We start from the raw sequence: 23164 nt of genomic DNA, 5'->3' as shown, positions 1-23164 counted from the left end.
CCAGGCGCTCAGCGCAGCTGGCGGACCAGGGTCGCGTCCGGCTCGACCCGGTTCCGCCCGCCGGCCTTGGCGCGGTACATGGCGGTGTCGGCGCGCTTAAGCCATTCGTCGGCGTTGACCACGGAGAGGTCGGCCTGCGCGAGTCCGATGCTCAGCGTGCAGTCCTCCGCAGCCGCCTGCGCAGGGCGCCCGGCGATGAAGGCCGTCCTCACCCGTTCCGCCACCCGCATCGCATCGACCAGGTTGGCTTCCGCCAACAGCACGCCGAACTCGTCGCCGCCGTAGCGCGCCGGCGTGTCGATCTCGCGAATGCAGGCGCGCAGCACCGACGAGACGCTGCGCAGCACGGCATCGCCCGCCGCGTGGCCGTGGGTGTCGTTGACGGCCTTCAGGTTGTCGACGTCGACCAGCATCAGCACCGCCGGCCTGCGCGTACGCGCATGGCGCGCGAGTTCGGCGCCCAGGGTCTCGTTCCAGCCGCGGCGGTTCTGCAGGCCGGTGAGCACGTCGATGCGATTCAGGCGCTCGAGCTGCCGGTTCTTGAGCGCCACGCTGCGGCCGAGGCCGTAGGTGATCGTGGCCAGTGCCACCGGATAGATGAACAGGAACGGCAGCGTGGCCAGCACGTTGGACATGCTGCTGTCGAGCCGGACCGGGAAGCCCAGCACCGCCGACGTCAGCACGCAGGCCGCGAGCAGCGCCGGCGTCGTCCGCGCCAGGAAGCGCCAGCCGCCGACGGCGATCTTGTCCATCGACACCATCGCCAGCAGCACCGCGCTCGGCACCAGGTTGAACTGCATGACCGCGATCCACATGCCCGCGGCCGCGGAATCGACCACGAGGTAGCGGCGCGCCGCCTGCGACGGCTCGGGCGAACGCAGGGTCAGCCAGTTGGCGAGCAGCGGCCACGCGAAGCCGTTGAACGCCCACATCACCCAGGCCCAGGCCGGGGCACCGTTGCCCGCCAGCACCGACGCCACCAGCAGCGCGGAGAGCGCACCGCCCAGCGTCCGCACGTGGTGCACGCGCCCGGCGAAGCGGAGTTCGCGCTGGCGCAGGTGGCCATCTTCGGTCAGTTGCATCCGCGCAGAGTGGCCATGAACGCCGGCTCCGGCAAGTCGGACGGACCTGCGTCACGCTTGTTCCGTGCGTCAGCCCGACGCCGCGTCGAGCGCCTCCCAGCGCGCGTACGCGGCGTCGAGTTCGGCCTGGACGTCGGCCATCTCCGCGTTGTGCGCGGTGATGGCCGACGCATCGCCCCGGAAGAACGCGGGGTCGGACAGGGTGGCGGTCATCTCCGCAAGCCGCGTTTCCAGCGCTTCGATGCGCTCCGGAAGCTGCTCGAGCTCGCGGGCTTCCTTGAATGACAGCTTGCGGCGCGTGACTGGAGCGGCGCCTGCGGCAGGTGCCGGCGCGGCAACAGCCGAAGCCGCGGCGGCGGGCCTGTCCGCGGCCTGGCCGCCGGTCGCGGACGCGGCCGCCGTGGCGCCGGCTGCCCTGCCCGGCGTGCGCGTCGGCGCCTGCCGCAACCAGTCGCTGTAACCGCCCACGTACTCGCCCACGCGCCCGTCGCCCTCCATCACCAAGGTGGAGGTCACCACGTTGTCGAGAAAGTCGCGGTCGTGGCTGACCAGCAGCAGCGTGCCAGGGTAGTCGGCCAGCAGCTCCTCCAGCAGCTCCAGCGTCTCCACGTCGAGGTCGTTGGTGGGCTCGTCCATCACCAGCAGGTTCGAGGGCTGCGCGAACAGCTTGGCCAGCAGCAGCCGATTGCGTTCGCCGCCCGACAGCCGCGTGATCGGCGCGCGCGCGCGTTCGGGCGTGAACAGGAAGTCCTGCAGGTAGCCGATCACGTGCTTGCGCTTGCCGCCGACCTCGACGAAGTCCTGGCCTTCGGCCACGTTCTCCAGCGCGTTCCAGTCCTCGCGCAGCGTGGCGCGGTACTGGTCGAAATACGCGACCTGGAGCTGGGTGCCGATGCGGATCTCCCCGGCCTGCGGCTGCAGCTCGCCCAGCATCAGCTTCAGCAGCGTGGTCTTGCCGCTGCCGTTGGCGCCGATCAGCCCGATGCGGTCGCCGCGCAGGATGGTGGTGGAGAAGTCGCGCACCATCGTCCGCTCGCCGAACGCGAAGCACACATCCGTCGCCTCGATCACCTTCTTGCCGGAGGCACCGGCCTGCGCGGTCTCCATGCGCACGCTGCCGACCTGCTCGCGGCGCGCGGCGCGCTCGACGCGCATCGCCTTCAGCCGGCGCACGCGGCCTTCGTCGCGGGTGCGGCGGGCCTTGATGCCCTGGCGGATCCAGACCTCCTCCTGCGCCAGCAGCTTGTCGAAGCGCGCGTTCTCCTGCGCCTCGGCGTTGAGCCGCTCTTCCTTGCGGCGCAGGTAGTTGCCCCAGTCGCCGGGCCAGCTGGTCACCTGGCCGCGGTCGATCTCGACGATGCGGGTGGCCAGCGCGCGCAGGAAGCGGCGGTCGTGGGTCACGAACACCAGCGCGCCCGGCCAGCCCTTGAGGAAGCCTTCCAGCCAGTCGATGGCCTCGATGTCGAGGTGGTTGGTGGGCTCGTCCAGCAGCAGCAGGTCCGGCGCCGACACCAGCGCGCGCGCCAGCAGCACCCGGCGCTTCATGCCGCCGGACAGGCGCGAGAACGCCAGCTCGCCGTCGAGCTCCAGCTTCTGCAGGGTTTCCTCGACCCGCTGGTCGGCGGCCCAGCCGTCGGCGGCATCGATCTTCGCCTGCACCGCCGCCATCGCGTCGGCGTCGTAATGGTCGCCGTGGCTCAGATGGTGGAACTCCGCCAACCATGCCCCCAGCTCGCCCATGCCTTCGGCGACCACGTCGAACACGGTGCCCGAGGCGCCCGCGGGCACTTCCTGCTCCAGGCGCGAGACGCGCACGCTGCCGTCGCGGCGGATGTCGCCGTCGTCGGGCCGGATCTCGCCGGACAGCAGGCGCATCAGCGTGGACTTGCCGGCGCCGTTGCGGCCGATCAGCGCGATGCGCTCGCCGGTGTCGATGGCCAGCTCGACTTTCTCGAGCAGGAGCGGGCCGCCGACGCTGTAGTCGACGGCATTCAGGGTGATGAGAGGCATCCGCGCATTCTACCGGGCGCCGCGCCGGGACCCGCGGCTCAGGAGCTGCAGGACAGCATCGAGCAGCCGGCCCGGTCGAGCGCCCAGTCCGGGCGCAGCGCGGCGAAGGCCTCGCGGCCGGGCTGTTCGCCGTAGGGATCGCGCAGCACGTCCAGCAGTTCGTGGATGCCGGCCTCGTCGCCGGCGGCCGCGCGGTCGATGGCCTGCTGCGCCAGGTAGTTGCGCGGCACGTAGCGCGGGCTGGCCGCGCGCATGCGGGCCACCCGCGCCTCGTGCGGCAGGCCGTCGGCGCGGCAGCGCGCGGCGTAGCGCGCCAGCCAGTCCTCGAGCGCCGGGGCATGCTCCGCCAGCCGCCGCTGGTCGTAGAAGGCGGCCCGCAGCGGGTCCAGCGAGGGCTGCGGCGCGTCGAGGTCGATGTCGGCCAGCGCGCGGAAGCAGTTCGTCATATCGGCCCCGGCGCGGTGCATCAGCGCCTGCAGGTCGCGCATCAGCGCCAGATCCACGTCTTCACCGCCCTCGAGGCCGAGCTTGGCGCAGGCGTTGTCGCGTTCGCACTCCGCCCAGGTGGCGGCGTAGGCGTCGAGCCCCGCCTGCAGTGGCGCCGCATCGGCGAACAGCGGCGACAGCGCCTGCGCCAGCCGCGCGAGGTTCCAGTGCGCGACCCGCGGCTGCCAGCCGTAGCGGTAGCGGCGATGCTGCGCGTCGGTGGTGTTGGGCGTCCAGTCCGGGTCGTAGTCGTCGATCCAGCCGTAGGGGCCGTAGTCGATGGTGAGCCCGAGGATCGACATGTTGTCGGTGTTGAGCACGCCGTGGACGAAGCCCACCCGCATCCAGTGGCCGACGAGCCTGGCCGTGCGCTCGCAGACTTCGCGGAACCAGGCCGCGAACAGCGCCTCGTCGAACAGGTGCTCCAGCTGCAGGTGCCCCAGCGGCCGTCCGGCGTGCTCGCCAAGCAGCCACGGGAAGTCGCGCCAGACGCAGAACTCGGCCAGCGCGCGCAGCAGATCGACATCGCCGCGCGAGGCCGGCAGTTCGAACGTGCCGAAGCGGATGAACGACGGCGCCACCCGGCACACGACCGCGCCCGGCTCGGGCCGCGGGTGGCCGTCGTAGAACATGTCGCGCACCACCGCTTCGCCGGTCGACACCAGCGAAAGCGCGCGCGTGGTCGGCACGCCGAGGTGGTGCATGGCCTCGCTGCAGATGAATTCGCGGATCGACGAGCGCATCACGGCGCGCCCGTCGGCGCTGCGCGAGTACGGCGTCGGCCCCGCGCCCTTGAGCTGCAGTTCGTGGCGGGCACCGTCGGCGGTCAGTGCTTCGCCCAGGCTGATCGCGCGGCCGTCGCCAAGCTGGCCGGCCCAGTGCCCGAACTGGTGGCCGCCGTAGTTCGCGGCCCACGGATCCATGCCCGCCAGCAGCGCGTTGCCGCCGAACACCGCCGCGAAGTCCGGCGAGGCGACGTCGTCCGCGGCGAGTGCCAGCATGTCGGCGACTTCGGCCGCGTGCGCGACCAGGCGCGGCGCCGCGACCGGCGTCGGTTCGACGCGCGACCAGGCTGCGCCATGGACCTGGCGCAGCCCCGGCCCGCTGGCCGGATCGCCCGGCAGCTCGCGCAGGAAGGCGTTGTCGAAGTACAGGCGCATGCGTGCAGCCTGACGCGCGGCGCTCGAACGCGCCGTGCGCGTCAGCCGCTGCAGCCCTCCAGGCGCAGGCGCTGGCCGACGCGGATCGCGTAGGACGGCGCTTTCAGGCGGTTGGCCTGCGCCAGCTCACGGGCCTCGCAGCCGTACTGGCGGGCGATACCGACCAGGGTTTCGCCGCGCGCCACGCGATGCTCGCGCGGCGCCGCGGTCGGCGTCGGCACGCCGGTGGCGACGGTGGTGCCGGCGGGCCGCAGCACTTCGACCGGGCCCGTGCGCACCAGCGCCGCATCGACCCGGCTGCCCATCAGCTGCTGCGCCAGGTCCGCGCGCCGGCCCTGGGCGCACCAGCGCTTGTACAGGGCCGCCATGCGCGTGGTGCCGGCAAGCACGGCGCCGGCCGGGATCACCTGGTCGGCCTCGAAGCGCGGATTGAGGTTGCGCAGCTGCCGCATGTAACCGTGGCGGCTGCCGCTGTCGCCCATGCAGATGGTCAACTCGTAGATCGACGCCGGCCGCGTCAGCGCGAAGTTCGCGGGCCGCACGTCGACCTTCGGGAAGCTCAGCCCGTACTCCTTCGGGTGCAGGTACAGCCAGGCCGCGGCGATCACCATCGGCACGTAGTCGCGGGTCTCCGCCGGGAACTGGCCGTAGACGTCGGCCTCCCAGAACGCGCGGCCGCCGCTGGCGTCATGGATGCGCCGGGCGCGCCCCTCGCCGCCGTTGTAGGCGGCCAGCCACTTCTCGACCTCGTTGCCGAACTCGGCGAAGCGCTCGCTGAGGTAGCTGGCCGCGGCATCGGCCGACTGCGCGGGGTCGTAGCGGGTGTCGAAGCCGCTGCCGTCCGGGCCGAGGCCGAAGCGGCGGCCGGTGGCGGGCATGAACTGCAGCGGCCCCACGGCGCCGGCGCGCGAACCGGCGTGCACGCGGCCGTTGGACTCCTTGGCCATGATCCCGAACAGCAGCGCCTCGGGCAGGCCGCGCTTCTCGAAGGCCGGCGCCATCAGGTGGCGCATGTACTGGTAGTTCTCGTGGCTGGTGATGAGCGAGACGCGCATGTCGGTCAGCCAGCGGCGGATGCCCTCCTGCACCGCCGGGTTGAACTGCACCATGCGCACGAAACGCTGGCCATCCTCGCTCAGCAGGGCCGCGGCGCTGGCCGCATCCGGCACGTCGCCGGTGGGCATGCCGTCCGCGGCCAGACCCTCCTCGCCCTCGCCATCAGCGCCTTCGACGCCGGCGGCCTCGTCGGCCTGGGCCTTCAGCAGCCGCTTCCACCCCGGCAGCATCGAGGCCACCTGGCAGCCACGCTGCTTCTCGCAGGCCAGCATTACGTCCTCCATGTCCTCGAGCGCGGCGTTGCCCTCCTCGATGGCCGTGGGATCGGCGTTGGCGGCCTTGACCAGCGACTCGCGGTAGCGCGCCTCGGCGGCGGCCATGCGCTCGGTCAATTCGGCGGAAGCGGCGCGGTCGCGGCGGGACTGCGCGGCGGCGTCGGGGGCGTGGGACAGGCAGAGCACGACGGCCGTGGCGAGCACGAGCCGGCGGAGGACAGCGGAATGTGGGGACATGCGACGACCAGGACTGCAGAAACGCAGCCCGCAGGGTATCGAGGCCGTACGGCCAGCGCAAAGGCCGTGACGGCGCCGGGGAGTCGCCACGGCTTGTGGCTAGAATCGCCCCATCACGCCAGGAGCTCACATGGACCCGATCCTCGTCGGCAAGGCCGTCACCACCCCCGATTCACTGCCCGAGACCGGCGGCCGCGTCTTCCTGCAGCCGAAGCTCGCCAACCGCCATGGCCTGGTCGCCGGCGCCACCGGCACCGGCAAGACGGTGACCCTGATGACCCTGGCCGAAGGCTTCTCGCGGATCGGCGTGCCGGTGTTCATGGCCGACGTGAAGGGCGACGTGGCCGGCCTGGCGGTGCCCGGCGACATCGGCGACAAGCTGCGCGAGCGCGCCGAGATGATCGGCGTCGATGCCTACGGCCCCGAGGCCAGCCCGGTCGTCTTCTGGGACATCTACGGCAAGCTCGGCCACCCGGTGCGGACCACGGTCAGCGAGATCGGCCCCACCCTGCTGGCCCGCATGCTCGAGCTCAACGACACCCAGTCGGGCGTGCTCGACATCGTGTTCAAGCTCGCCGACGACCGCGGCCTGCTGCTGCTAGACCTGGCCGACCTGCGCGCCCTGCTGGCGCTGGTGGCCGAGGAGCGCAAGGCGGTCTCGGCCCAGTACGGCCTGGTCAGCACGCCTTCGATCGGCGCCATCCAGCGCGCCCTGCTGCGGCTGGAGTCCGACGGCGGCGACGCCTTCTTCGGCGAGCCCGCGCTCGAGCTGGCCGACATCATGCGCACCAACACGAACGGCCGCGGCGTCATCAGCATCATGGCCGCCGACAAGCTGATCCTGAAGCCGCGGCTGTATTCGAGCTTCCTACTGTGGTTGCTGTCGGAGCTGTTCGAAACCCTGCCCGAGGTCGGCGACCTCGACCGGCCGAAGCTCGCCTTCATCTTCGACGAGGCCCACCTGCTGTTCGACGACGCGCCGCCGGCGCTGCTGCAGCGCATCGAACAGGTGGTGCGCCTGATCCGCTCCAAGGGCGTGGGCGTGTACTTCTGCTCGCAGTTCCCCGACGACGTGCCCGACAACGTGCTCGGCCAGCTCGGCAACCGCGTCCAGCACGCGCTGCGCGCCTACACCCCGCGCGACCAGAAGGCGGTGCGCACCGCCGCCGAGACCTTCGTGGCGAACCCGGGCCTGGACGTGGCCAAGGCGATCGGCCAGCTCGGGACCGGCGAGGCCCTGGTGTCGACGCTGCAGGGCAAGGGCGCGCCGATGCCGGTGGAGCAGACCCTGGTCGCGCCGCCGCGCTGCCGCATGGGCGCGATCACCGAGGCCGAGCGCGAGCGCGTGCGTGCCGGCAGCCCGGTGGGCGCGAAGTACGACACGCCGGTGGACCGCGAGTCGGCCTTCGAGATGCTGTCCAAGAAGGCCGCGGGCCTGGCCGAGCAGGCCGACGCGCCGCAGGCCCGCACCGCGAAGCAGGACGAGGACGAGGCCGGCGGCGGCTTCGCGCAGGCGGTGAAGGACGCCGTGTTCGGCACGAAGCGGCGTCAGGGCATGGTCGAGACCATGGCCAAGCAGACCGCGCGCACCGTGGGCAACCAGATCGGCCGGCAGATCCTGCGCGGGATCTTCGGCGGGATCACGGGCAGGAAGTGAGCGCACGCGTGGTCCGCTCCGCAGGGTCGGCGTCGGCGTCGGTGCCGGGATCGGCATCGGCGTTCGCGGCCGAGCGCTGAGCCGGCGATGTCGCGCTGGCGCCCGCCGCCCGAAAAATCCACCGCGCTGGTGACGCCGGAGGGCCACGCACGCCTGAAGACCGAACTCGACGACCTCTGGCGCGTGCGCCGCCCCGAGGTGGTGCGCGCACTGTCGGCCGCCGCCGCCGAGGGCGACCGTTCCGAGAACGCCGAATACACCTATCGCAAGAAGCAGCTCGGCGAGATCGACCGCCGGGTGCGCTACCTGTCCAAACGTCTGCAGGAGCTGCGGGTGGTCGACACCGCGCCCTCCGATCCCGACGCGGCCTACTTCGGCGCGGTGGTCGAGGTCGAAGACAGCGCCAGCGGCGAGTGCGCGACCTACCGCATCGTCGGCCCGGACGAGACCGACGCGGCGAAGGGCTGGATCAGCATCGATTCGCCGCTGGCTCGCGCGCTGCTGAAGAGGCGCGTGGACGACGAGGTCGAGGTCGAGCTTCCCGGCGGACGGCGACGCTTCGCCGTCGTGGCCATCGACTATCCGTCCTGATCCACCGCCGCCCTGATCGACTACGCGCCTCGATCAACCACCTACCCCGACCAACTACCTACCCCGATCGACCACGCACCCCGATCAACCACCTGCCCCGGTAGGAGCAGCTACAGCTGCGACCACGCAGCACGGCAACCCGGGTCGCAGCTGTAGCTGCTCCTACCCGTTTTCCGCCCACGGTTTCCGCCGTCGTTTCCCGTCGTCGTCTTCCGCCGTCGCTTTCCGGGGCGTGAGGGCTCCTGTCACCGCCGCGGCGGTGGCGGGTCAAGCGTTGTACTCGACTTCGCCGTACAGGTCGTGCTCGTCGCTGCCCATGATGCGGATGTCGGCGAATTCGCCCGGGCGCAGGCCGGCCTCGCGGCCATCCTGCACCTGCACCAGGCCATCGATCTCCGGCGCGTCGGCCATCGAACGCGCGATCGCGAGATCGCCATCGATGGCGTCGACGATGCAGCGCTGCACCGTGCCGATCTTGGCCTCCAGGCGCTGCGCGGAAATCTCGGCCTGGCGCTCCATGAAGCGCGCCAGCCTCTCCTGCTTGACCTCTTCCGGCACCGGATCGGGCAGCGCATTGGCGGCCGCGCCCTCCACCGGCGAATAGGCGAAGGCGCCGACGCGGTCGAGCTGCGCCTCGTCCAGGAAGTCCAGCAGCGCCTCGAACTCCGCGTCCGTCTCGCCCGGGAAGCCGACGATGAAGGTCGAGCGCACGGTCAGCTCCGGGCAGGCGGCGCGCCAGGACTGCACGCGCTCCAGCGTGCGCTCGACGGCGCCGGGGCGCTTCATCAGCTTCAGGATGCGCGGACTGGCGTGCTGGAATGGGATGTCGAGGTAGGGCAGCAGGCGCGGCGTGCCGTCGGCCTTGCGCTGCGTCATCAGCTCGATGACGTCGTCCACGTGCGGATACGGATAGACGTAGTGCAGGCGCACCCAGGCGTCGAGCTCCGACAGGCCCTCGCACAGCGCCTTCATGCGCGTGGCGTACTCGCGGCCGCGCCAGGTGCGCGGGGCGTAGCGCAGATCGACGCCGTAGGCCGACGTGTCCTGCGACACCACCAGCAGTTCGCGCACGCCGCCGTGCACCAGGCGCTCGGCCTCGCGCAGCACCTCGTCCACCGGGCGCGAGACCAGGTCGCCCCGCATCGACGGGATGATGCAGAAGCTGCAGCGGTGGTTGCAGCCTTCGGAGATCTTCAGGTATGCGTAGTGCTTCGGCGTGAGCTTGATGCCGGCGGCGTAGTCCTCGCCGGACAGGCGCGGCGCGGGCACCAGGTCGACGAAGGGATCGTGCTTAGGCGGCAGTGCCGCGTGCACCGCGTCCATCACGCTGGCGTAGTCCTGCGGGCCGCTGATCGAAAGCACGCCCGGGTGGGCCTCGCGGATCACGTCGGCGCGCTTGCCCAGGCAGCCGGTGACGATCACCTTGCCGTTCTCGGCCATGGCCTCGCCGATCGCGTCCAGCGACTCGGCCACCGCGGAGTCGATGAAGCCGCAGGTGTTGACCACCACCACGTCGGCGTCGTCGTAGCTGGGCGACAGGTCGTAGCCCTCGACGCGGAGCTGGGTGAGGATCCGCTCGGAATCGACCAGGGCCTTGGGGCAGCCGAGGCTGACGAAGCCCACGCGGGGGGCGTTGGAGGTGGCGGTATCGGTCATGCGCTGGCGACGGCTCGGCGGTGCGGTCCGCCGGGGAGGCGGGCGCGGTGTGGGAACGGCGGGAGACGGACCCGGGGTCCGGGCGGCGATTATACCGGCGGGCTAGAATCCGCCCGAGGCCGGGAACCGCCCGGCCGCCCGGAGGCGACGATGGGAACCCGCGTCCAGCTCGATGTGCCGGGGGTCGGCCAGGTTGGCGGCTGGCTGTCACGCCCGGAAGGCCCTCCCCGCGGCGCCCTGGTCGTGGTCCAGGAGATCTTCGGCGTCAACGCCCACATGCGCGCGGTCACCGACCGCTATGCGCGCGAAGGCTTCCTTGCCCTCGCCCCCGCCCTGTTCGATCCGGTCGAACGCGACGCTGACCTGGCCTACGACGAGGCCGGGTTCGAGGGCGGGCGGGCGCTGGCCACCGCGCTGGGCTTCGACCGCGCGGTGGCGATCGTCGATGCCGCCGCGGCCCGGCTGCGCACCCTGCTGGCCGAAGCCCCCGTCGGCAGCGCCGCGGCCGGCGCCGGAACCGGTCCTGCGCCGGCCGGCGCGGGCGTCGCCGTGGTCGGCTTCTGCTGGGGCGGCAGCGTGGCCTTCCTCGCCAACACCCGCCTCGGCCTGCCGGCCGTGAGCTATTACGGCGCGCGCACCGTGCCCTTCCTCGGCGAGCCGCTGCGGGCGCCGATGCTGTTCCATTTCGGCGCCCGCGACCACAGCATCCCGCCCGCCGACGTCGAGGCCCATCGCCGCGCCCATCCCGGCGCCGAGCTGCACGTCTACGACGCCGGCCATGGCTTCAACCGCGACGTCGATCCCCGCCACCACGATGGCGCCGCGGCCCGCCTCGCCCACGCCCGCACCCTCGACTTCCTGCAGCGCGCGTCCGCGCCCACCGCGGGCCACTGACCGGGAGACCGCCATGACCAGGCGCAAACCACAGCCGCCCGAGCCCCATGCGATGCATCCGCAGCTCGCCGCCGACAGCCATCCGGTCGCGGCGCTCGCGCTGTGCGACCTGCAGCTGATGGACGACGACAACTACCCCTGGCTGGTGCTGGTGCCGCGCGTGCCGGGCGCGCGCGAACTCACCGACCTGGACGCCGGCCAGCGCGGCCTGCTGATGGAGGACATCACGCGCTGCGAGCAGCTGCTGCTCGACGTCTTCCAGCCCTACAAGCTCAACGTCGCCGCGCTGGGCAACCTGGTGCCGCAGCTGCACGTGCACGTGATCGCGCGCTTCGAGCACGATCCGGCCTGGCCGGCGCCGGTCTGGGGCCGCGTGGCCGCCCGGCCCTACGCGCCCGAAGCCCTGGTCGCCCGCGTGCGCGAGCTGCAGTCGGCGCTGCTGACCTGAAGCCTCAGGTGCGCGGCAGCGTGACCCCGGTCTGGCCCTGGTACTTGCCGCCGCGGTCCTTGTACGAGGTCTCGCAGACGTCGTCGGCGTCGGACTGGAAGAACAGCATCTGCGCCACGCCCTCGTTGGCGTAGATGCGCGCCGGCAGCGGCGTGGTGTTGCTGAACTCGAGCGTCACGTGGCCCTCCCATTCGGGCTCCAGCGGGGTCACGTTGACGATGATCCCGCAGCGCGCATAGGTGCTCTTGCCCAGGCACACCACCAGAGTGTCGCGCGGGATGCGGAAGTACTCGACGGTGCGCGCCAGCGCGAACGAGTTCGGCGGGATGATGCACTCGTCGGCCTCGATGTCGACGAAGCTCTTCGGGTCGAAGTGCTTGGGGTCGACGATGGTCGAGTTGATGTTGGTGAACACCTTGAACTCGCGCGAGCAGCGCACGTCGTAGCCGTAGCTCGAGGTGCCGTAGCTTACGATGCGCTCGCCGCCGGCATGCTTGACCTGGCCGGGCTCGAAGGGCTCGATCATGCCCTGCGGCCGTTCGGACATGCGGCGGATCCAGCGGTCGGACTTGATGCTCATGCGATTCCCGTGCGGCGTGCGGCGCCCCGGCGGCGGCGCGCCCCGGAGCAGGACCGGCGATTGTAGGGAATGGCGGCCGCCCCGGCACCCCGGCCGCGGCCGCGGCCGCCCTCCACGACTACAGCAGCGAAGCGGAGATGCCCGCCGGCGCGCGCGGCCGCCTGGCCAGCTCGGCGGCCACGTTCGCGGCCAGCTGGCGGTAGGCCGCCGCCGCCGGCGAATCCGGCGCCGCCAGCACCACCGGCGTCCCGCCGTCGCCGTGCTCGCGGATGCCGCGCTCCAGCGGCAGCGAGCCCAGCAGCGGCACGCCGTACTGCTCGGCCATGCGTGCCCCGCCACCCTCGCCGAAGATGTGCTCGGCGTGGCCGCAGTTCGAGCAGACGTGCACGGCCATGTTCTCGACCAGCCCCAGCACCGCCACCTCGACCTTCTCGAACATCTTCAGGCCCTTGCGGGCGTCCAGCGTGGCCACGTCCTGCGGCGTGGTGACGATCACCGCCCCGGCCACCGGGATCTTCTGCGCCAGCGTCAGCTGGATGTCGCCGGTGCCCGGCGGCAGGTCCACGATCAGGTAGTCCAGGCCGTCCTCGCCGCCCCAGCGGGTGTCGTTGAGCAGCTGGGTCAGCGCCGAGGTCGCCATCGGGCCGCGCCAGATCATCGGCGTGTCCTGCTCCACCAGCAGGCCGATGGACATGGCTTCGATGCCGTGCGCGCGCAGCGGGAGGATCGTCTTGTTGTCCGGGCTTTCCGGGCGGCCGGACAGGCCGAGCATGGTCGGGATGCTGGGGCCGTAGACGTCGGCGTCGAGGATGCCGACCCGGGCGCCGTCGGCGGCCAGCGCCAGCGCGAGGTTCACGGCGGTGGTGGATTTGCCGACGCCGCCCTTGCCCGAACCCACGGCGATGATGTTGCGGACCTGCGGCAGGGGCTTGAGGCTGCCCTGGACGGCGTGGGCGGGGATGCGGGCACCCGAACGCAGGGGGTTGATCGAGGGCGGCACGACGTCTCCTTGGGAACTTGATGCCGCATAGCTTGCGCCAACGTCCGCCGCGGGACCACCCTCGACCGCGTGATGGTCACCGGTTCGCTGATCCCCCAGACGCAGATCGAGACCGCGACCCCGGTCATGGTGATCTCGGCCGAGGACATCCAGATGCGCGGCTTCCAGAGCGTCGCCGACGTCCTCCAGCAGTCCAGCTTCTCCACCGGCGGCGTGCAGGGCGGCCAGACCAGCGCCTCGTTCACCCAGGGCGCCGAGGCCGCCAGCATGTTCGGCCTGGACCCCGGCTACACCAAATACCTGATCAACGGCCGCCCGATGGCGAACTACCCGGCGCTCTACAACGGCGCGGACGTGTTCAACAACATCAGCGGCATTCCGGTGGCGCTGATCGAGCGCATCGAAGTGCTGCCCGGCGGCCAGTCGTCGCTGTACGGCTCCGACGCCATCGCCGGCGTGGTCAACGTGATCCTGAAGAAGTCGGTGGACCAGGCCGAGCTTTCGGTCCGCGGCGGTTTCTTCAGCGAAGGCGGCGGCGACAGCGTGCGCCTGACCTTCGCCAACAGCTTCGGCAGCGCTGACGGCCGCTTCAACTCCCTGCTGGGCATCCAGCTCGACACGCGAGACCCGGTCTGGGGCTACCAGCGCGACCTGTCCGACAGTTACAACGCCGAGGGCTACAACTTCTCGCCGGCCAGCCGCGACTTCGTGGTGCTCGACGCCTTCACCGGCGGCTACTACTTCATGGACCCGAACAACTGCGAGAACGCGGCGGGCAACTTCGGCGGCACCACCGAGATGTGGACGCGCCCGGGCCTCGGTTCGTACTGCGGTTCGTACATCTCTCCCGGCTACCGCACGATCCGCAACGGCAAGGACGCCGGGCAGATCTATTCGTACAGCACGTTCGACGTGAGCGACACCACCCAGCTCTATGCCGAGGTCATGGGCCTGTACGAGGACGTCGAGTACGCCACCGGCTCCAACTACACCTGGTGGGGCACCGGTACCAGCTTCGGCGCGTTCTACGACCCCCGACTGCCCGACACCCTGGTGAACCTGCAGCGCGCCTTCGGCCCCGAGGACATCGGCGGCGGCGGTTACCGCGACATCATGAACACCGACACGAACAAGGCGTACACGGTCACACTCGGCGCCCGTGGCGGCTTTGGCAGCTGGGATTACGACGCCTACGTCTCGCGCGCGGAGTACCGCCTGACCGAGAACAACTGGGTCCGTTTCCGCGGCCCGATCGACAACTACTTCCTCGACAAGGTGCTCGGCCCGCAGCAGGGCGTGGATCCGTTCTTCGGGCTCTATCCGGTCTTCACGCCCGACTACGCGGCGTTCTACAGCCCGATCAGCCCCGAGGACTTCAAGTCGTTCACCGGCTTCGTCGACAACAAGTCGCGCACCTGGGACAACCTGGCCCACTTCCAGCTCACCAACACCTCGCTGTTCTCGCTTCCGGGCGGTGACGCGGGCTTCGCGGTGGTCGCCGAAGTCGGCAACGAGGGCTGGGACTACACGCCCGACTCGCGCATGGTCGCCGACCCCGACACGCTGCTGTCCGACATCTGGGGCCAGACCTCGGTGAGCGGCAACGGCCGCCGCAGCCGCTACGCGGTGACGACCGAGCTGCGCATGCCGGTGTTCGATCCGCTCACCGTGACCGCGTCGGCCCGTTACGACGCGTTCGACATCGCCGGCGAAACGATCGACAAGCCGACGTGGAGCGTTGGCATCGAGTACCGCCCGGTCGAAAGCCTGCTGCTGCGCGGCAAGATCGGCACCGCGTTCCGCGCACCGTCGCTGGCTGATACCTTCCAGGGCGTGAGTGGCTTCTACAGCTTCGACACCGACTACTACCGTTGCTCCCTCGAAGGGTTCACGCCCGACGACACCGAGGGTTGCACCTACGACTCGGTGCAGTACTTCGGCCAGCAGGCCGGCAACGAGGACCTCGAACCCATCGAGGCCGACGTGTGGAACGCGGGCGTGGTCTGGGCACCGACACACAACTTCTCGATCTCGATGGACTACTACAGCTGGCAGATCGAGAACGAAGTATCCGCCATCAGCGGCGACCAGCTCCTGCTCGGCGAGTACTACTGCCGCACGGGCGCAGCCGGCACGCCGATCACCTCCTGCGCCAACATCGCCGACTGGGTGACCCGCGGCCCGTCAGGCGACCTGGTCTCGCTGTTCACGCCGAAGGTCAACATCGCCAAGCAGAGCCTGGAGCTCGTCACGGCCGAGCTGAACTACATGCTGGACATCGGCAGGTTCGGCAGCCTCGCGTTCGCGGGCAACTACACCAACAAGATCCGCCACCGCCTGCAGACCGATCCGGAGAGCCCGGCCGTCGACCTGCTCCGCGATCCCTACTCAATGTGGATCTACGACTCCTACGCCAAGACGCGCCTCGACGCATCGATGGCCTGGGCGACCGGCGACTGGACGACGACGCTGTACGCCAACCGCATCGGCTCGACGCCGAACTACCTGGCCTATGCGGGCGGCAGCTACGACTACGAGCATTCGTCTGGCCAGCGCGCCGGCAAGTGGGGCTCGTACACCACCTACAACGCGAGCCTGAACTACCGGGCCACCGAGGACCTGACGCTCTCGGTGATGGTGAACAACCTGCTGAACAAGATGCCCGACGACCAGGCGGTCAATTTCCCGGGCACCTCCGGCACGCCCTGGAACAATTACTACTACGACATCCTGGGTCGCTCGATCTATCTGGAAGCCAAGCTGAAGTTCGGCGGGAAGTAAGCACTCCGCGCCTTGCGGCGACACCGGCCCCCGCAGCGATGCGGGGGCCTTTTCGTTGGCCGCTTGCCGGCGGCCCGGCTTGCGGTATAACAGGCACCGTCGTGGCCCGTCGGCCGTTTCCGGATCCCTCACCATGCGCATCATCCGTTTCGCCCTGCCCCTGCTGCTCGCACTGCCCACCCTCGCCGTCGCCCAGTCCTCGCCCACGGGGCGCTGGAAGACCATCGACGACGAGACCGGCCAGGCCAAGTCGATCGTCGAGATCACCCGGGCCTCCAACGGCACCTTCAGCGGCCGCATCGTCGAGCTGCTCGCCCCCAGCCGGCCCAACCCCACCTGCGACAAGTGCAAGGACGACCGCAAGGACAAGCCGATCACCGGCATGGAGATCATCCGCGGCATGAAGGCCGACGGCGCGTCCTGGTCCGGCGGCACCATCCTCAAGCCCGACGAGGGCAAGGTCTACAAGTCGAAGATGGAGCTGGTGGAGAACGGGGCGAAGCTCAAGGTCTCCGGCTGCGTGGCCTTCATCTGCAAGTCGCAGCTGTGGGAGCGCATCTGACCTCCGGGTCGCTGCCGCATCCCGACACGGGCCCGGCCAACGCCGGGCCCGGTCGTTTCGGCGCGCCGGGAACGCCCCGGCCGGCTTCGGCCGGCATGCGATAATCGGCGTCTTTCCGCACGCAGTCCCGCCATGCCCCGCCCCGCGCTCGTCACCAACGCCCTGCCCTACGCCAACGGTCCCCTGCACATCGGCCACCTGGTCGGCTACGTCCAGGCCGACATCTGGGTGCGCGCGCGGCGCATGGCCGGCGGCACCGTGCACTACGTCTGCGCCGACGACACCCACGGCACGCCGATCATGCTCGCGGCCGAAAAGGCCGGGACCACCCCCGAGGCCTTCGTCGCCGGCATCCAGGCCGGGCACGAACGCGACTTCGCCGACTTCGGCGTGGCCTTCGACAACTACGACTCCACCAACTCCGAGCGCAACCGCGCGCTGACCGAGGACATCTACCGCCGCCTTGACGCGGCCGGCCACGTCACCCGGCGCTCGGTCGCCCAGCTCTACGACCCGGTCAAGGGCATGTTCCTGCCCGACCGCTACGTCAAGGGCATCTGCCCGAAGTGCGGCACACCCGAGCAGTACGGCGACAACTGCGAGCATTGCGGCGCCACCTATTCGCCCACCGAGCTGATCGAGCCGCGCTCGGTGGTCAGCGGCGCCACGCCGGAGCTGCGCGAGAGCGAGCACTTCTTCTTCGAACTCAGCCACTTCGAAGCCTTCCTGCGCGAGTGGCTGGCCGGCGACGTCGCCGTGCCGGGCGTCAAGGCCAAGCTCATGGAGTGGGTCGACGGTGAAGGCGGGCTGCGCGCCTGGGACATCTCCCGCGACGCGCCCTACTTCGGCTTCGAGATCCCCGGCCATCCCGGCAAGTACCTCTATGTCTGGATCGACGCGCCGATCGGCTACCTGGCCAGCTTCCAGGCGCTGTGCGAGCGCGAGGGCCTGGACTACGCCGCGTTCACCGCGCCGGGCAGCGAGGCCGAGCTGCACCATTTCATCGGCAAGGACATCGTCAACTTCCACGGCCTGTTCTGGCCGGCGGTGCTGCACGGCAGCGGCCATCGCGCGCCCACGCGCCTGCACGTCAACGGCTACCTGACGGTCGACGGCGCCAAGATGTCGAAGTCGCGCGGCACCTTCGTGATGGCCCGTACGTACCTTGATGCCGGGCTTCCGGCCGAGGCGCTGCGCTACTACTTCGCCGCCAAGTCGGGCGGCGGCGTCGAGGACATCGACCTCAATCTGTCCGACTTCGTGGCACGGGTGAACTCCGACATCGTCGGCAAGTTCGTCAACCTCGCCAGCCGCTGCGCCGGCTTCATCGGCAAGCGCTTCGACGGCATGCTGGCGCCGGCGCTGCCGGAGCCGGAGACGTACGCGCGCTTCACCGCCGCGCTGGCCCCGATCCGCGAGGCCTACGAAGACAACGAGCCCGCCAGCGTGCTGCGCCAGGTCATGGCGCTGGCCGACGAGGCCAACCGCTACATCGACGAGCGCAAGCCCTGGGTGATCGCGAAGCAGGACGGCGCCGACGCCGAGCTGCAGGCGGTGTGCACCCAGGGCCTGAACCTGTTCCGTGTGCTTGCCGGCGCGCTACGCCCGGTGCTGCCGGCGATGGCCGCCGAAGTGGAGGCCTTCCTCGCCGCGCCGATGGCGCGCTGGGAGGACCTCGAGGCGCCGCTGCTCGGCCACCGCATCGCCGCCTACCAGCCGCTTTTCACCCGCATCGACCCGAAGAACGTGACCGCCATGATCGAAGCCAGCCGGGAAGACCTGAAGCCCGCGGCGACGGGAACCGACAGCGCGGGCGCGGCGAAGAAGGCAGCGAAGGCGGGCGCAGCCGGCGGCAAGCCTGCGTCCGGCACGCCCGCGGCCGCGGGCACTCCTGCCGGCCCGGTCACCGACACCGCCGCGGCGACCGCCACCATCGCCATCGACGACTTCGCGAAGCTCGACCTGCGCATCGGGAAGGTCCTCGCCTGCGACTTCGTGGAGGGCTCCGACAAGCTGCTGCGCTTCGAACTCGACGCCGGCGAGCTCGGCACCCGCCAGATCTTCTCCGGCATCCGTGCGAGTTACGGCGAACCGGCCGCCCTGGTCGGGCGCAACGTCGTGTTCATCGCCAACCTTGCGCCGCGCAAGATGCGCTTCGGCCTGAGCGAAGGAATGATCCTCTCCGCGGGCTTCGACGGCGGCGCGCTGGCACTGCTCGGCGCCGACGACGGTGCGGCGCCCGGGATGCCGGTGCGCTGAGCCCGCGATGGGCGCGCGCGACGCCGACGCCCTGGTCGAACGCCTCGACCGCCTGCTGCCGCAGACCCAGTGCGGCCAGTGCGGTTACGCCGGCTGCCGGCCGTATGCCGAGGCCATGGCCGCCGGCGGTGCGGGCGTGGACCGCTGCCCGCCCGCAGGCGACGCCGGCGCGCGCGCACTCGCGAGCCTGCTCGGCGTCCCGCCCCTGCCCTACGACCGCGCCCTGGGCGAGCATCGCCCGCCCGAGGTCGCGCTGGTGGTGGAGGCCGACTGCATCGGCTGCACCAAGTGCATCCAGGCCTGCCCGGTCGACGCCATCGTCGGGGGCAACAAGCGCATGCACGTGGTGCTGGAACCGCTGTGCACCGGCTGCCGGCTGTGCGTGCCGGCCTGCCCGGTGGACTGCATCGTGATGCTGCAGGTGGTGCCTCAGGGCGCCGCGCAGGCCGAGCACACGCGCTCGACCGCGTAGCCCTTCGCACGCAGCTTCTCGACCACGCCGTCCTCGCCCAGCAGGTGCATGGCGCCGACCACGACCAGGGTGTCGTCGTCGCCGTCCTCGCGCAGGCGCGCCTCGAGTTTCGGCAGCCAGGCGTTGTTGCGCTCGACGTTGATCGCGCGATAGAGCTCGGGGAAGTCGCGGCGCAGCTCGGCCACCGTGCCGGCGAGGATGGCCTCGACGTCGCCGGCGCGCCACGCGGCGTGCAGCGCCAGCGTCTGATCGGCGCCCGCCTCGGCCTGGTCCAGCGCCTGCTCCAGCATCTGCAGCTGCTCGCCGGCGTCCATGCCGTCGAGGAAGGCGATCTGCTGCGCGCCGGTCTCGAGGCCGGTCGCCGGCTTCTGCGCCTGGTGGGCGAGCCCGCCCATGTGCGCGTCGAGGCCGAGCGCCGGGTCGAAGCCGAGGCCCATCATCTGGGTGATGGTCACCATCATGCCGACGAACCAGGGCTCGAAGCGCTGCAGCACCTCGACCGTCATCCCGGTGGCGGCGAGCTGCGCGGCACTGGCCTGGCCCCAGCTCGCCAGCTTGGCCGCCAGCTCCGGGCCGAGCTGCTGGTCGAGCGTGCTGCCGTCGGCGCGCATCGCCGCCTGCGCCATCTGGATCGCCAGCTGCGGCGAGGCCAGCTCGTCGGGCGCCATCTCGAACACCAGCTTCTCGGCGTCGGCGAACGCCATGTCGACGTCGCGCGACAGCGGGTAGTCGCCGGGCAGCAGCAGGTGGAATGAGCCGAGCAGGTACAGCGAGTTGTCGTCGTCCGACACCTTCCACAGCAGCGGCACCGGCGGCGCCTTGGCGGCGGCTTCGGCGGTGGCGGGCGGAGCGGCGGGCGATACGGCCTGCGGCGCGGCCAGCGCGGCGGTGGCGGTGCCGACGGCGATCGAGGCGGTCAGCGCCGCCGCGAGGACGGGGGACGGGGTGCGCTTGTGGAACGTGGTCATGTGCTTCCTTTCGGTTCGGTGGTCGGCGGGCCGCGGGGCGACCCGCCAGGCGGGATCAGGTCGCCGGCTTGACGTAGGCGCGCTCCCCGGCGGTCACCGCCAGGTCCAGGCGGTTGTCCGGCGGCGGCAGCGGGCAGGTGGCGAAGTCGGTGAAGGCGCAGGGCGGGTTGTAGACGCGGTTGAAGTTCAGCATGACGCGGCCTTGGGCATCCGGGGCCGTGGTGTCGAGGTAGCGGCCTGCACCGTAGCTGCCCTGCCCGCTGGTGCGGTCGGCCAGCACCAGGAAGAGGCCGCCGTCGGCGCCTTCCAGGGCTTCGAGCCGGTACTCCACGCCGTCGCGGGTGAACGCCACGGTGCCCGGATTGGGCATCGCGTCCACGCCGCCGACGATGTTGGCGATCTCGAGCGTGCGGCCCGGCGGGTGCGGCGTGAAGCGGCCTTCGAGCACCCAGCCGGCATCGACCGGCCAGTGCTCGATCGTGCCGAAGCCGGTGCGCGCCGGCGCGTCGGCGTGCTTCACGCGCAGTGCGCGGCGTTCGCCGCGGCGGATCAGCGACATGCGTCCGCGGCCTTCGTCGAAGAGAAGTTCGGTGGGCGCGGCGTCACGATCGTCGCGCAGCTCGATGCGGCCCTTCACCGCCTCGCCGTCAAGGCTGGCGGCGACGCCGCGCTCGGGCGTGAACCAGACCCGGCCGCCGTCCTGCTGCACCAGGCCGAACTTCTCCGGACCCTGCGCGAGCCGGATGCCGCTGGTCGCGCTGCTGCCGACGTAGTGCGCGCGCAGCTCCAGCCAGTGCAGCCCGACGAGACTGGTCCAGCCGTCCTCGGCCAGCAGCGTCGCGCGGCGCTCCTCCCGCCATTCGGCCTCGGAGGCGGCGAAGGCCGCGGTGGCCTGGGGCTCGGGGGCAGCGGCATCGGTGGGGGCGCCGCCGGACGATCCGGCACCGCACGCGACAAGGCCGGCGGCGACAAGGAGGCATGCGACGGCGGATGCCGCGCGCGGGATGGATCGGGTCATCAGCGTCCCCTCAGGAACCAGCGGTCGATATCGGCGAGCGGAATGCGCGTCCAGGTCGGACGGCCGTGGTTGCACTGCCCGGAGCGCTCGGTCGCCTCCATGTCGCGCAGCAGTGCGTTCATCTCGGCGATGGTCAGCCGGCGGTTGGCGCGCACCGCGCCGTGGCAGGCCATCGTGGAGAGCAGTTCGTCGCGGGCCGCGCGCACGCGGCGGCTTTCGCCGTGCTCGCGCAGGTCGGCCAGCACATCGCGCAGCAGGGCTTCGGTGTCTCCCTGCGCGAGCAGCGCCGGCACGCCGCGCAGGAGCAGCGACTGCGGGCCGGTGCGCGTGACCTCGAAGCCGAGCTCGACGAGCGTCGCCGCCTCGCGTTCGGCGATGTCGGCCTCGCGCTCGCTCACCGCCACCGCCTGCGGCACCAGCAGCGGCTGCACGCGCAAACCGCTGCCGTCGTGCGCGGCCTTCAGCTTCTCGTAGCCGATGCGCTCGTGGGCGGCGTGCATGTCGACCACGACCATGCCGTCGGCGGCTTCGGCGAGGATGAAGATGCCGTGCAGCTGGGCGATCGCGAACCCCAGCGGCGGGATGCCGTCGTCGCCGGTCTCCGGCATCGGGCCCGGTGCCGCGCCCGACTGCAGCCAGTTGCGACCGGCGGCATCCCCGGCTTCTGGCACCGTTCCCGCGGCCCGGCCCCACGCGTCCGTGGATGCGTCGCCGGGACCGGCGGCGGCGGCCGCGCCCATCCCGAGACCCGCGCCGTACAGCATGGCCATCGCATCGCGCGTGGCCTCGTCGCGCAGCGCGAGGCGGGACTGGCCTGCACCCACACCCACGCGCGCGGCCAGTTCGCGCGAGACCTGCGCCTGCGTACTCACCGCCGCCACCAGCGGCGCGTTGCCCGCGCGCGTGGCCGAAAGCGCTTCGTGCAGGGCGCGGTAGACGAAATCGTGGACCATGCGCGCGTCGCGGAAGCGCACTTCGTGCTTGGCCGGATGCACGTTGACGTCCACGCGTGCCGCGTCAAGCTCGAGGAACAGCACGTAGGCCGGCTGGCGGCCGTGGAAGAGCACGTCGGCGTAGGCCTGCTTCACCGCGTGCGCGACGCTGCGGTCGCGCACCGCACGGCCGTTGACGTAGAGATACTGCTGGTCGGCGCTGGCACGCGAGTAGGTCGGCTGCGCGATCCAGCCGTGCAGGCGCAGCGCCGGCGCTCCGTCGCGGCCGTCGTCGCCGGCCGGCCGCGCCGTGGTCGCGTGCTCCACCCGCAGCGTGGCCCCGGCGAAGGCCTCGCCCAAGGTCTCGACCAGACGCGCGGCACCATCGTCGAAATCCAGGCGCTCCTCGCCGCCACCGCGGTAGCGGCGCGAGGGTTTGCCGTTGTGCGACACGCGCAGCTCGACCTCGGGCCGCGCCAGCGCCAGCGAACGCAGCCATTCCTCAATGTGCCCGAGCTCGGTGCGCTCTGCTCGCAGGAACTTGCGCCGCGCCGGCACGTTGTAGAACAGGTCGCGGACCTCGACCGTGGTCCCCTGCGGATGCGCGCGCGGCGTGACGTCGCCCACGCGGCCGCCGTCGACCTGCAGCGTCGCGCCGTGCTCCGCGCCGACGCGGCGCGAGCTGAGCGCGAAGCGACTGACCGAGGCGATCGACGGCAGCGCCTCGCCGCGGAAGCCGAGCGTGGCCACCATCTCCAGGTCGTCGAGCGATGCGATCTTGCTGGTGGCGTGACGCGACACCGCCAGCGGCAGCTCGTCGGGCGGGATGCCGAGCCCGTCGTCGCGCACCCGCACCAGGCGCACGCCGCCCTCTTCGAGGTCGATGTCGACGCGGCGCGCGCCGGCGTCGAGCGCGTTCTCCACCAGCTCCTTCACCACGGACGCCGGCCGTTCGATGACTTCACCGGCGGCGATCTGGTTGACGAGGGTGTCGGGAAGCTGGCGGATGCTCAAGGAAAACGGTCACCCGGCATGCGCGC

At 71.3% G+C, this 23164-nt stretch carries 18 protein-coding genes; 8 read left to right on the top strand and 10 right to left on the bottom strand.

Translation table 11 applies throughout. The features are described from left to right. Positions 1–8: 8 nt before the first annotated feature. From IE168_RS01580 to IE168_RS01565, 4 genes are all read right to left on the bottom strand, one after another. Positions 9–1082, bottom strand: a complete 1074-nt coding sequence (locus IE168_RS01580) for a sensor domain-containing diguanylate cyclase (RefSeq protein WP_189494422.1) — start codon at positions 1080–1082, stop codon at positions 9–11. A gap of 69 nt (positions 1083–1151) precedes the next feature. After that, positions 1152–3092 carry an ATP-binding cassette domain-containing protein gene (locus IE168_RS01575; protein ID WP_189494420.1) on the bottom strand — a complete coding sequence of 647 codons (1941 nt, stop codon included), beginning with the start codon at positions 3090–3092 and terminating at the stop codon, positions 1152–1154. Positions 3093–3130: 38 nt separating this feature from the next. Continuing rightward, a complete protein-coding gene (locus tag IE168_RS01570) occupies positions 3131–4738 on the bottom strand; it encodes a protein adenylyltransferase SelO (protein WP_189494418.1) in 1608 nt (535 codons plus the stop codon). Between the two features lie 41 nt (positions 4739–4779). Then, positions 4780–6306, bottom strand: a complete 1527-nt coding sequence (locus tag IE168_RS01565) for a transglycosylase SLT domain-containing protein (protein ID WP_189494416.1) — start codon at positions 6304–6306, stop codon at positions 4780–4782. Positions 6307–6436: 130 nt separating this feature from the next. On the opposite strand from IE168_RS01565, the gene IE168_RS01560 reads away from it, so the two are divergent. Both IE168_RS01560 and greB read left to right on the top strand, forming a co-directional pair. Continuing rightward, positions 6437–7963, top strand: coding sequence for a helicase HerA-like domain-containing protein (locus IE168_RS01560; RefSeq protein ID WP_189494414.1), 1527 nt, complete (start codon positions 6437–6439; stop codon positions 7961–7963). 87 nt (positions 7964–8050) lie between these two features. Next, positions 8051–8554: a transcription elongation factor GreB gene (gene greB, locus IE168_RS01555; RefSeq protein WP_189494412.1), complete on the top strand. Its 504-nt coding sequence runs from the start codon at positions 8051–8053 to the stop codon at positions 8552–8554. A gap of 267 nt (positions 8555–8821) precedes the next feature. Here the strand turns inward: greB and rimO are convergent, their stop codons facing one another. Continuing rightward, a complete protein-coding gene (rimO, locus tag IE168_RS01550) occupies positions 8822–10210 on the bottom strand; it encodes a 30S ribosomal protein S12 methylthiotransferase RimO (protein ID WP_189494410.1) in 1389 nt (462 codons plus the stop codon). Positions 10211–10360: 150 nt separating this feature from the next. Between rimO and IE168_RS01545 the strand changes: the two genes are divergently transcribed. After that, positions 10361–11104, top strand: a complete 744-nt coding sequence (locus IE168_RS01545) for a dienelactone hydrolase family protein (protein ID WP_189494407.1) — start codon at positions 10361–10363, stop codon at positions 11102–11104. A gap of 13 nt (positions 11105–11117) precedes the next feature. Then, a complete protein-coding gene (locus IE168_RS01540) occupies positions 11118–11552 on the top strand; it encodes an HIT family protein (RefSeq protein ID WP_189494406.1) in 435 nt (144 codons plus the stop codon). A gap of 4 nt (positions 11553–11556) precedes the next feature. Here IE168_RS01540 and dcd read toward each other — a convergent pair whose 3' ends face one another. Together dcd and apbC are read right to left on the bottom strand one after the other, a co-directional pair. After that, positions 11557–12132: a dCTP deaminase gene (dcd, locus tag IE168_RS01535; protein ID WP_189494405.1), complete on the bottom strand. Its 576-nt coding sequence runs from the start codon at positions 12130–12132 to the stop codon at positions 11557–11559. Positions 12133–12250: 118 nt separating this feature from the next. Continuing rightward, positions 12251–13111, bottom strand: a complete 861-nt coding sequence (gene apbC, locus IE168_RS01530) for an iron-sulfur cluster carrier protein ApbC (protein ID WP_189494548.1) — start codon at positions 13109–13111, stop codon at positions 12251–12253. Positions 13112–13204: 93 nt separating this feature from the next. Between apbC and IE168_RS01525 the strand changes: the two genes are divergently transcribed. From IE168_RS01525 to rnfB, 4 genes are all read left to right on the top strand, one after another. Continuing rightward, positions 13205–15913, top strand: coding sequence for a TonB-dependent receptor plug domain-containing protein (locus tag IE168_RS01525; RefSeq protein WP_189494549.1), 2709 nt, complete (start codon positions 13205–13207; stop codon positions 15911–15913). 133 nt (positions 15914–16046) lie between these two features. Continuing rightward, complete coding sequence (locus IE168_RS01520) at positions 16047–16475, top strand: DUF2147 domain-containing protein (protein WP_189494404.1); 429 nt, start codon at positions 16047–16049, stop codon at positions 16473–16475. 132 nt (positions 16476–16607) lie between these two features. Next, entirely contained in the window at positions 16608–18734 is a 2127-nt protein-coding gene (gene metG, locus IE168_RS01515; RefSeq protein WP_189494403.1) for a methionine--tRNA ligase, read from the top strand. Positions 18735–18741: 7 nt separating this feature from the next. Beyond that, positions 18742–19206, top strand: coding sequence for an Rnf electron transport complex subunit RnfB (gene rnfB / locus IE168_RS01510; protein ID WP_189494401.1), 465 nt, complete (start codon positions 18742–18744; stop codon positions 19204–19206). On the opposite strand, the gene IE168_RS01505 is transcribed toward rnfB, so the two are convergent. The 3 genes from IE168_RS01505 to mutL are packed head-to-tail and all read right to left on the bottom strand — an operon-like array spanning position 19164 to position 23138. Further along, positions 19164–20174, bottom strand: coding sequence for a TraB/GumN family protein (locus IE168_RS01505; RefSeq protein WP_189494399.1), 1011 nt, complete (start codon positions 20172–20174; stop codon positions 19164–19166). The two genes, rnfB and IE168_RS01505, sit on opposite strands and share 43 nt — an antisense overlap. Positions 20175–20229: 55 nt before the next feature. Further along, positions 20230–21192: a DUF1684 domain-containing protein gene (locus IE168_RS01500; protein ID WP_189494397.1), complete on the bottom strand. Its 963-nt coding sequence runs from the start codon at positions 21190–21192 to the stop codon at positions 20230–20232. Further along, on the bottom strand, positions 21192–23138 hold the full coding sequence (mutL, locus tag IE168_RS01495; protein ID WP_189494395.1) for a DNA mismatch repair endonuclease MutL: 1947 nt from the start codon (positions 23136–23138) through the stop codon (positions 21192–21194). The genes IE168_RS01500 and mutL overlap by 1 nt, the downstream gene beginning before the upstream one ends. Positions 23139–23164: the final 26 nt, after the last annotated feature.

The organism is Luteimonas padinae, assembly GCF_014652935.1.
Lineage (GTDB): Bacteria > Pseudomonadota > Gammaproteobacteria > Xanthomonadales > Xanthomonadaceae > Luteimonas > Luteimonas padinae.
Note: the sequence above shows the minus strand (reverse complement) of the source record. Positions and strands in the feature narration are given on the sequence as shown.